General features: G+C 37.1%; 9 protein-coding genes. 6 read left to right on the forward strand and 3 right to left on the reverse strand.

All coding sequences use genetic code 11. The features are described from left to right. The 4 genes from IM500_RS13280 to IM500_RS13295 form a co-directional block, all read left to right on the forward strand. On the forward strand, nt 1-611 hold a 611-nt coding region (locus IM500_RS13280), incomplete at its 5' end, for a transposase (RefSeq protein ID WP_287738646.1). Nucleotides 612-960: 349 nt separating this feature from the next. Then, nucleotides 961-1143: a hypothetical protein gene (locus tag IM500_RS13285; protein ID WP_287722506.1), complete on the forward strand. Its 183-nt coding sequence runs from the start codon at nt 961-963 to the stop codon at nt 1141-1143. A gap of 96 nt (nt 1144-1239) precedes the next feature. Next, nucleotides 1240-1824, forward strand: coding sequence for a hypothetical protein (locus IM500_RS13290; RefSeq protein ID WP_287722508.1), 585 nt, complete (start codon nt 1240-1242; stop codon nt 1822-1824). A gap of 312 nt (nt 1825-2136) precedes the next feature. Then, on the forward strand, nt 2137-3696 hold the full coding sequence (locus tag IM500_RS13295; protein WP_287722510.1) for a putative type IV secretion/conjugal transfer ATPase: 1560 nt from the start codon (nt 2137-2139) through the stop codon (nt 3694-3696). Nucleotides 3697-3737: 41 nt separating this feature from the next. Here the strand turns inward: IM500_RS13295 and IM500_RS13300 are convergent, their stop codons facing one another. Genes IM500_RS13300 through IM500_RS13310 form a run of 3 tightly spaced genes read right to left on the reverse strand, consistent with a single transcriptional unit; the run spans nt 3738 to nt 7587 of the window. Continuing rightward, nucleotides 3738-5303 (reverse strand): DUF262 domain-containing protein, encoded by a 1566-nt coding sequence (locus tag IM500_RS13300; RefSeq protein WP_287707234.1) that lies wholly within the window; start codon nt 5301-5303, stop codon nt 3738-3740. A 43-nt stretch (nt 5304-5346) separates the two neighbouring features. Continuing rightward, the gene (locus tag IM500_RS13305) at nt 5347-6360 is read right to left on the reverse strand and encodes a hypothetical protein (protein ID WP_287707235.1); all 1014 of its coding nucleotides are present in this window, start codon (nt 6358-6360) and stop codon (nt 5347-5349) included. A 3-nt stretch (nt 6361-6363) separates the two neighbouring features. Then, on the reverse strand, nt 6364-7587 hold the full coding sequence (locus IM500_RS13310; protein ID WP_287722511.1) for an AAA family ATPase: 1224 nt from the start codon (nt 7585-7587) through the stop codon (nt 6364-6366). A gap of 232 nt (nt 7588-7819) precedes the next feature. Here IM500_RS13310 and IM500_RS13315 point away from each other — a divergent pair, with 232 nt between their 5' ends. Further along, entirely contained in the window at nt 7820-8230 is a 411-nt protein-coding gene (locus IM500_RS13315; RefSeq protein WP_287738647.1) for a hypothetical protein, read from the forward strand. Nucleotides 8231-8239: 9 nt separating this feature from the next. Beyond that, nucleotides 8240-8935, forward strand: a complete 696-nt coding sequence (locus IM500_RS13320) for a hypothetical protein (RefSeq protein ID WP_287722514.1) — start codon at nt 8240-8242, stop codon at nt 8933-8935. Nucleotides 8936-9087 lie beyond the last annotated feature (152 nt).

Consider the following 9087-nt stretch of genomic DNA (forward strand, 5'->3'; position numbering starts at 1 on the left):
AAGACCGAGAACAGGTAAGTTTAAAAAAGTTGGAAATCACGAATCAAATTGCCGCTTGGCAAGGCGAGATCGACAGTGGACAAAGAAGTGTGTTCATGACCGATGAATGTCATTTGGTATGGGGAGATACCTGTGGCTATATATGGGGTAAAACCAACGAACGGATTGAAGTGCCAATGACAAACGAGCGTGAACGTCAGACCTATTATGGCGCTTTAGACTATAGCAGCAAGGAATTTATTGTTAAAGCATACGCAACAGGTAATTCTGAAAATACCGTAGACTTTTTGAAATACTTACAATCCTTGCGCCCAAACCAGAAAATCAGCGTGATTTGGGATGGGGCTAGTTATCACAAATATAAGGCGATGCCCAAATACTTGGAATCAATCAATGCTGGCAAACATCCTGATGAATGGCAGGTCACTTGTATGCTGTTTGCCCCAAATGCTCCTGAACAGAATCCTGTGGAAGATATTTGGCTCTTTGCCAAGCGATTTATCCGCAGTTGTTATTATCTGTTTAAGTCTTTTGATATGGTTAAGTCTCTCTTTGTTGAGATTCTCTATGGCGCTTTCTTCTCTTTTCCTAAACTCTTTGCCTATGGATAAATCTCTAGCTATAACTCATTTCGGATTGCTATAGACAATGGAAATATTGCTGAAGATATCAGAGTCGATTAAGTTTCTTTCAAATAGATGATTGATATGAATGAAAAAGAGAATGTACAGTATCATGTTAAACATTCAAGCCAAATAAATTACCTGCTAATTGTCCGACAACTAAATGAATAGTGACCTAAGCGACTAAAAAACTAACGAAAAACATGCATTTGGCTCTACTTTACAAACAACTTAACAAAACGTCATATGCAACATGGAAAGACTAAAACTAACACTCTCAAAAGCTGATTATCAGCAATGCCTAAAGCTTTGTCGCAAGGGGACTAGCCACATCTCGATGCTCAATCGCGCTCAAGTGTTACTAGCTATGCACAATGGAGCCGCTATCTCAGAAATAATCAAGGTTCTAGGAATCGAACGGACAGGGTTATGGCGATTGAGATCGCAATATCTTCGATGTGGTTTAAATGAAGCTTTAGCAGATCATCGTCGTAAGCGTGATGTTGCAAATACAGCCTAAATCAGCACTGTGTCGAGCTTCGGTGATTGACCAAAACAGGGCTATGGTGCAAGATGCAGTCAAGCAAAGAAGCCCAATTTCTCACAAACCGAAAAAATGAAAACATCTCCAAACGATGGGATGAGAGTTACTTATACTCCTCATCGCAATGGTTCCAAGTTCTTCAACAGAATCCAAGACCCACAAATTGCCACATTAACCGCCACAATAGTCGGAATCGTCATTGCCTTCTCCTGTTCTAGAAGCATGTACCTGACTGGATTACTTGCCTTGATTGGCTTGCTGTTGGCTTTTCCAAAAACTTTACTAATGCTGTATGGCAAAGTTGAGCAACATCTACGAAATCGCAAGTACAGCCCCGTTTTACTTCTAGGCACAGGAATTGGTTTCCTAATCGGTTTGCTGTTGATTTTTACAATCGAGCCAGCTCAAGCCCAGTTTTTCAACAAAACCCAGACATGGTTAGGTGGTGCGATTCCTGGAATAGATGCATCTTTGGTTGCTTTGATTTTTAACGTGCTGCGAGCATTATTTGTGATTTATCTAGGGATTGGATTGGTGAAAGTGATCCAGTCGGCTAGAAACGATGATGATTGGCAGCAATTAGCGCGTACTCCGTTGATTCTAGTAGTGACAGTGACTATGGGAGACATCCTAGCCGCAGTTATTACTGGGGTTTAGGAACCATGTCAGACGAATACAAATTTCGTAAGGTCAATGCCATTCTGGGCGCAAGTCCGAAGATTGGACCGTTTCCCACCGAACTGATTATTCCTTGGGCAATCATCAGCTTTACGCTGTTTATGATTTGCTACGTGTTTTTGAATATGTCATGGCTATGGGTGTCAATAATCGTTGCCTGGGGGGATACAACATGGTGGATTTTAACGGGTTCCAAGCCATATCGGTTTCTATCAAAATTTATCCCCGTACCCAGATGGACGCGAGGCGCGTATCGGTACAAAGACATGAGCAAACAGGAGCCAAAAAGATATGTCCGTCGCTAATCCAAAAGTTAATCGTAAGGGCTATAAGCACTTTGAAAAAGAGCTTGCCGTAGAATGCATCCTCAAGTTTGAGCTACGAGATCGGACAGTGAGTTGCTTTGTCCTTAAACAAGGTAATTCATCCCTAGAATCATTGCAGTTCGTGTTTGGTTGGGAATCTAAAGGTATTCATACCACCCTGTCTGCCGAGCAAGAAACATCGATGTTTGACGCGATCCAATCGGGTTTGAAAGATATCCCTGATGGCGAAAAGCTGACGGTACATTTTGGTTCAGTTAGTTCAGATCGAGATCGCCAAAATCAACTCCAAGAACTCTACGAACAAGCGGATACGCCGCAGTTAAAGTTTTTGGTGATGGGTGAGAAGCAAAGGGTACAAGAGTTAGCCAAAGCGGGTTTGAGAAAACCTAAATTCCTACGTCTCTATGCAACCTACACGATTCGCGGCTCGACTGCCGAGGGTAATGATGCTCTGGAAAAAGTGCTGGCTTGGGTACAGAAGCTGTATCAGCAATTGGTGGGACAAGAAAAAGAAGCTGAGCAGGAGCGCCATGAAATTGCTTTTGCTAAAGCCTTTACCGATGGATTTCTAAACTGGGAACAGATTCTATCCAATCGCATGGGTTTGGATTTGCGACCTTTGACAGATCTCGAACTATGGGAACATCTCTGGCAGCAATTTAACAGCAGTGAAGCACCACCGATTCCGCAATTGCTGGTGATGTCAGATCGCGGTGTGCAGGAACAGGTGACTACGCAAGTGCATATGAAAACACTACTGCTAGAGCGTCCTGATTCAATTCCCTTTGCTGATAATGGCTTTGTTCATCTCAAGGGTGAATACATTGGCGTGCTGACCTTCATGGATAAACCAGGCGGCTGGGTATCCAAGGGCAAACAGATGCGCTATCTCTGGGAAGCGATCGCCCGTGATGCGATATCAAACACCGAAGTTTTTTGCCAGTTTACAAGGGCAAATGAAACGATTGTCAAAGCAAATATGCAGCGTGTGACCAAGCAAAGCATTGTCTCGCAAGAGCAGTCCGCTTCTTTGAATAACATCAATGTCAATGCTTCGTTAAAACTACAAAGAGCGGTCAAAGCCCAAGAAGCACTCTATGAGGGCGCAATTCCGATCAACGTGGCTGTAGCGATCTTAATTCGCCGTCCTAGTCCCAATGCCCTTGATGAGGCATGTCGTTATTTTTGCAGTTGCTTTCAACGTCCTGCATGGGTAGAGCGCGAAACTGAATATGCGTGGTTGATGTGGAAGCAAACCTTACCAATTACGGTTGGCAATTTGTTAGCTCAACCCTTTCCCCGTCGTCATGTTTATCTATCCGATGAAGCGGTTGCCTTTACGTGTTGTGTTATGCCCAGATCGGTCGATGAGACTGGGTTTGAATTGATTACCGAAGAAGGCGGTATGCCTCTGTATCTGGATGTACGAAAGCATCGGAATATTGGTATTTTTGCGACCACTCGTGCGGGTAAGTCGGTCTTGGTATCAGCTTTTATCTCGCAAGCCCTATGCAACAATCAGTAAATTGTCGCTCTTGATTCAGAAGATTGAGTAGTTAAAAAAGATTATTCTGTATATCTAATACCCAGATTCTCTACAAACTGTCTCTCCTTTAGCTTTAAATACTCTTCTCTCTTTAAAAGAAAATCATCAATTTTGTTTTGTTTATATAAATCAACCATTTCTTTCGTTATGAAATGCTTCTCCAAAACATCGTATTGTGAAGTTGTAATAAAATTATCAATCTGTTTTTTGTCTTTATTTTCTTCAAACTCAGAAGATAATCTCAAAATTATATTAGATGGCTTTCTATCTTTCTTTGAATAGATAAAAAATTCTTTTATTCCCTCTTTTTCCTGAACATCATTCCCATCAACAATTGATTTTAGATAAAATAGTTGTAAAGCTTTAGGTCTTACCCCTGTAAAATTTAGTTTGTTTGGATACTTAGCAGTATTGAAATTCATATCACTATTAACTTTATAAATACCATCAGTACTCTCTCCATCTATAAAATCACGAAAGACTTTGTAAGCACTTCTTTGCTGACTTAAAGAGTACAATGTAAAGTAATTGGAATAAGTAGTTACCCAAAACCAATTTTCTAGAGATTTAAACTGATCAAATGTGGGTTCTGGATTAAGCCTAAAATATTCAGAAATAAAAATTAGTTGACTAGGATAAGGCAATAGATGAATATCTATTACTAGTAATTTTCGATACAAGAAGTTTACAGATTTTGTAATGTGTATATATGCTGCATCTATAAAAGATTCTAGATCTTCAGTCAACAACTCATCTTCATTCTTAACATCAAAATAGATTTTTCCCTTTGCATTAGAGATACAATTCAAAACCGTGTCTCTCTTTAAGTTCTCAAAATTATATTTGTCTAAAGTATTTAAAAATATATTGATTGAGTCAATAAGTTTGAAATTAGTATTGCTTTTAACATAACTCAATGCAGAAAGAATATAATCCTTAGAAATTTTTGTCCCTGCTGAGTTTACTCTTTCAAATATATCAACAGCACTATTGATATCACTCCCCTTAATTTCTACATATGGTACTTTATATTTATGTAAGGTGTCATGTAGATTTCTTAATCTATCAATATAAATATTTTTATCATTTTCTGAAATTTGAGCCTTATCAATTTCTCTTAGATAAGTAAACAGTTCACGATTGTCATATATTCTGTACAGTTCAACGGCAAAATTTTTCTTGGTCTTAATAAAACTATTTTCCTCAACATCAAAAAAGACTAGAAAATCACTGAGTTTTTTGGGATTTTTTTCTTCGTCAAAATTTTTAGGATTTATCAACACACCAAATAGTGTCGATATTCTTTGGAACCCATCCAATATATACTTAAAATCATCAGTCTTCTTCTTAATAATATAGGGACCTATTTCATCGTCAGTTTTATATACACCTTCAGCTTTCCAAAAAAGAAGACTACCTATAGGATAACCTCGTAGAATACTGTCAAACAACTGAAGCATTTTACTAGAAGTCCAGATAAATTCTCTTTGAAATTCAGGTATTTTATAACTACCGTTGGCTACGTCCTCTAATAGATCTTCAAGAAACGCAATATCAGGTTTAACAGTTATTTTATTGTTTATCATATTTTTACCTAAAATGTATATTTAATGAGAATTGATATACTGTCTATATTACTTTTACTATTTTAAGTAAAATCTCCTCGATTTCAGAAATGCTTTCACCTGTTTCATTTGAGTAAACTTTGTGATGTTTACATCTTTCTTCAAGTTCACGATAGGAAAAGTTTGAAAGAAACATTTGAGGAAGTTCTTTTTTTATTGTTTCTTCACCTATACCAATATTCAACTGTTCTTCTTTAGTTCCATACTCCAGAAAGTCTAATTCATCTACACTTCTATTTCTTAACTTGAGTTCTTCAAGTTCAGTCAGCTTAAGCGGTATTTTTTCATTTGTAATTAGTACATTTAAAGGGATATAATTTTCAATTTTCCTTTTATATAACTTATGGTAGATGATATTTCTTTGTGAAAGATAGTCAATTATGTCTTTGTATTGAGTATCAAGAATTTGACCGTCTGACATTTTTTTATCACTATCAAAAATAGCTATTAACTTATATTGGGAAATATTAGAATAGCGCGGATCATCAATCCATCGCTGAGTTACCTTTTTTATCTCACGTACACCACCAGAATTTTCGGATTCTACAGTACCTCGTTTTATTGCTTTATTTAATAAGAGATAAATAGGTTGTCTTGATATTTTACTACTGCTGTATTTTTGACAAACACCTTGAATAAATTTCCAGTCGTTAATTCCATTTTCCACAATAACTTTAGAACGTTCTGTAATAATTCTATACGCATCTTTTGGATGTACCTCTTCTGGATTGGTTCCAATAACTAAACGAGTGAGATGAGTTTTATGTAATTTCGTAATATTAATATTTTTTCGAGCAACATTGCTAATGTAGTCTTCTAACTGCTTTTTATCCCGTTTAGATAGACATTCTAGGATATTACTATTATATTTATTCTGACTATCAAAAAAAATATTAGTAATAGATTGAATATCAACAAAATGATTATCTTCAAGAATCTCAACAAGTATTTTAGCGAGAATATGCTGTATATCAGAATCTTCGGTTTGAAAAACTGTGTTATTGAAAAATATGATCATGATTTAATCCTTTTGTTCCTTGCGTTTAATAGCTTTCTGCATTTCTAGAATTTCTGTTAAGCTTTCGCTAAATACATCTTCTGACCAAGTACTAAAAACCCCTTCTTCATCAACAGTAATTTCAAGAAGCTCTTTACCTTTCAATTCTGCATCCTCTATCCAATAAATTATTAGATCGTCTTTTGTAAAACCAAAATCATTTTCAACAATTAGCCTACGAAGTCGTAAAAGTATATTTTCAGAGTGTGTTTCAATAATAAAAGTTTGGTCATTTTCTTTAGCAGATTTTGCAAACAACTCAGCTAAATCGCCATGTGCAGCAGGATGTAAATGTAGCTCTGGCTGCTCTAGAACAATTATAGAATCAGGTCTATCTGTAACATTTGCACGAACTACTAGAGGTAGAGCTTGATTCATACCTTGTCCAACATCCACAAGATTAATGCTTATATCTTCTTTAGTAAGTAAAATCTGTATCAGTGGCTTTTTACTTCTGTTATCAACATTTAATTCCCAACCATCAAAATGTTCTTTATACCATGTTCCTACACTTTCATATAACTTATCTCCTTCTTTAAGTTTACTCATGCCAAGCATAGAATATGCATTTTTCCCACTAATGCCCGTGTCTTTGAATTGTGTTTGTCCCGTTAAATAAAAATATCTATCTGGTAAAGTTCTAAATGGACCAATATAATCAACATCTATCTTTATTTTAGGAAATGGATCTTTAGAAGTTTCTTGATTAGGAAGATTCGTAGGAATAAAACCTTTAAATTCAACATTTCGTTGATTGTTATTAACTTTATCAAAGTAAATTTCATTCTCCCATTTAAGATCGAATTGAGGAGTGTTATCTATATATTTCCATTCAAGTATTTTTAGTCCATAGCTGTCCTTAGAAGATTTTCCCACACCTACGAATAACACAACTTCTATCTGTATGTTATTCTCAAATTCTATTTTGAAACTGATTGGCTTTCCAGCTAAACTATTACCAAAGAATAAGTTTTCAAAATCTTCGCCTAATTCTACTCCATTATTATTTAATAGCAAAGGCTCATCTATCTCACCTGAAAGAGAATTCTCCAACAAAGTAAATAACTTAGCTATTGAACTTTTACCAGAACTATTCTTACCAATTAAAATAGTAATTGGTTTTAATTGCATTGTTTGCCTTTCATAAAAAGCTTTATAGTTTTCAAATGAGATAGATTTTAATTTCATGCTTTCAAATTACAAAAGAATTAGGTGAGGAAGCGCTCAATGAGCAAATATTAAGACATCATAGCAACAAAAATCAATATTAAAAGGGATTGTCTATAGTCTATTACTAGGGTACATGACAATCACGTATGGTTGCCACAATCAAAGCAAGTTTTTTGCAAAAAATTTATGAGTTAATGGCAAAAATGGCGATCAATCACTAAAATGGTAGCCATCAGCCGACCTTGAAGTATTGGCACTCGACTTTACGCAAACTGCCGTGCAGACCACCAATATCGATCTGGCTGACCTAACTCAAAAGCAAGGTTATCCTGCCACGATCGCCAAGATGGGAGATTTGGCTCCTGCTGGTTCTAGAGGTGTTGTCGTTGTCGATAATTTCCTCAGACAGACAGGAAGAGAAACTTTTAAGGGTGAAAACTATATCTTGCAAAGGAATGAAGATAGCGACATCGCGATCGCTAACGATAGGGGAGAAAACATTCTGCGGACTGACAAAGGACAAATCACTGCTCAGTCAATGACTCCAGAGGATTTGGCTAGTTTCAAGCAAATTTTTCAGCGCATGAGTCAACCTGCCTCCGTTGCCGATAAATTGCCACGCTTGAAAGTAGAACCTATTCAACCCCAGCTAGAGCGCTAGGAAAACACGATGATTACCGCTAATCCTGATGTTAATATCGCCCAGTTTGTGACGGCTTTTAATCAGCTTGTCGATATTCATATAGTCAACATTTTAGCGATCGCTGAACGAGAGAATTATCCAATTACTTTGACAGATTTTATTATGGAAGATAAAGACGATGTATTCGATGAAGAATGGGATCTGGCTTATGCACCAAGCAGTAATCCCGATTCCGATAGTAATGAAGCTCAATTGGTGAGTGTTGCTATTCAAGAGCAGAATCAGATTAATTACGCAACCCAGATTCAAGCTCTGGCTCTGTCGATGTTTGATGGTTTGGCGAAACTGGGTAAAGACAAAACCGAAAATAAACGCGATGGTAATGAGCAAGAAACTTCGCAACCTTCCACTGAGACTAATGATGAACGTGACCTGAAGCTGGCGCGTGATTGTCGAGAACTGCTGCAAGTTCAGGGGAAAGAAGATGGCAATAATCTTATCTTTGAGCGTCCTGATGGTAAGGGGATTTACAAGTTCAGTCTCGAAAAAGCATCGGATACGATGACTTTAAAGGCAAAAGATCGTCCTGTTAATCCGATTCTTGTCGAATCGCAGGGCAAAATCATTGAATCCAATGTCACTGAAAGAGATGCTGCCAATATCAGTAGGGCTGTCGCCATGTTGAATGCACAGCAAACCAAACCTCTTGAAAATCAGAAATAGTTCCATTTAGCGATAAAGTTTACACAGGTACAAAAATATGAAAAAGCTGTTACTCGTTGAATCTCCATCTAAGTGCAAAACCATCCAAGCCATCCTCGGTAGTGAATGGCAAGTAGAAGCTTCCTTTGGTCACTTTACGGAACTAGCTAAAG

This window comes from Microcystis sp. M179S2 (genome assembly GCF_020245805.1).
Classification (GTDB): domain Bacteria; phylum Cyanobacteriota; class Cyanobacteriia; order Cyanobacteriales; family Microcystaceae; genus Microcystis; species Microcystis aeruginosa.

Coding starts and splice junctions, on each gene's coding strand:
- IM500_RS13285 (WP_287722506.1), top strand. CDS start 961: ATGCTCAATCGCGCTCAAGTGTTACTAGCTATGCACAATGGAGCCGCT.
- IM500_RS13300 (WP_287707234.1), bottom strand. CDS start 5,303: ATGATAAACAATAAAATAACTGTTAAACCTGATATTGCGTTTCTTGAA.
- IM500_RS13320 (WP_287722514.1), top strand. CDS start 8,240: ATGATTACCGCTAATCCTGATGTTAATATCGCCCAGTTTGTGACGGCT.
- IM500_RS13290 (WP_287722508.1), top strand. CDS start 1,240: ATGAAAACATCTCCAAACGATGGGATGAGAGTTACTTATACTCCTCAT.
- IM500_RS13295 (WP_287722510.1), top strand. CDS start 2,137: ATGTCCGTCGCTAATCCAAAAGTTAATCGTAAGGGCTATAAGCACTTT.
- IM500_RS13310 (WP_287722511.1), bottom strand. CDS start 7,587: ATGAAATTAAAATCTATCTCATTTGAAAACTATAAAGCTTTTTATGAA.
- IM500_RS13305 (WP_287707235.1), bottom strand. CDS start 6,360: ATGATCATATTTTTCAATAACACAGTTTTTCAAACCGAAGATTCTGAT.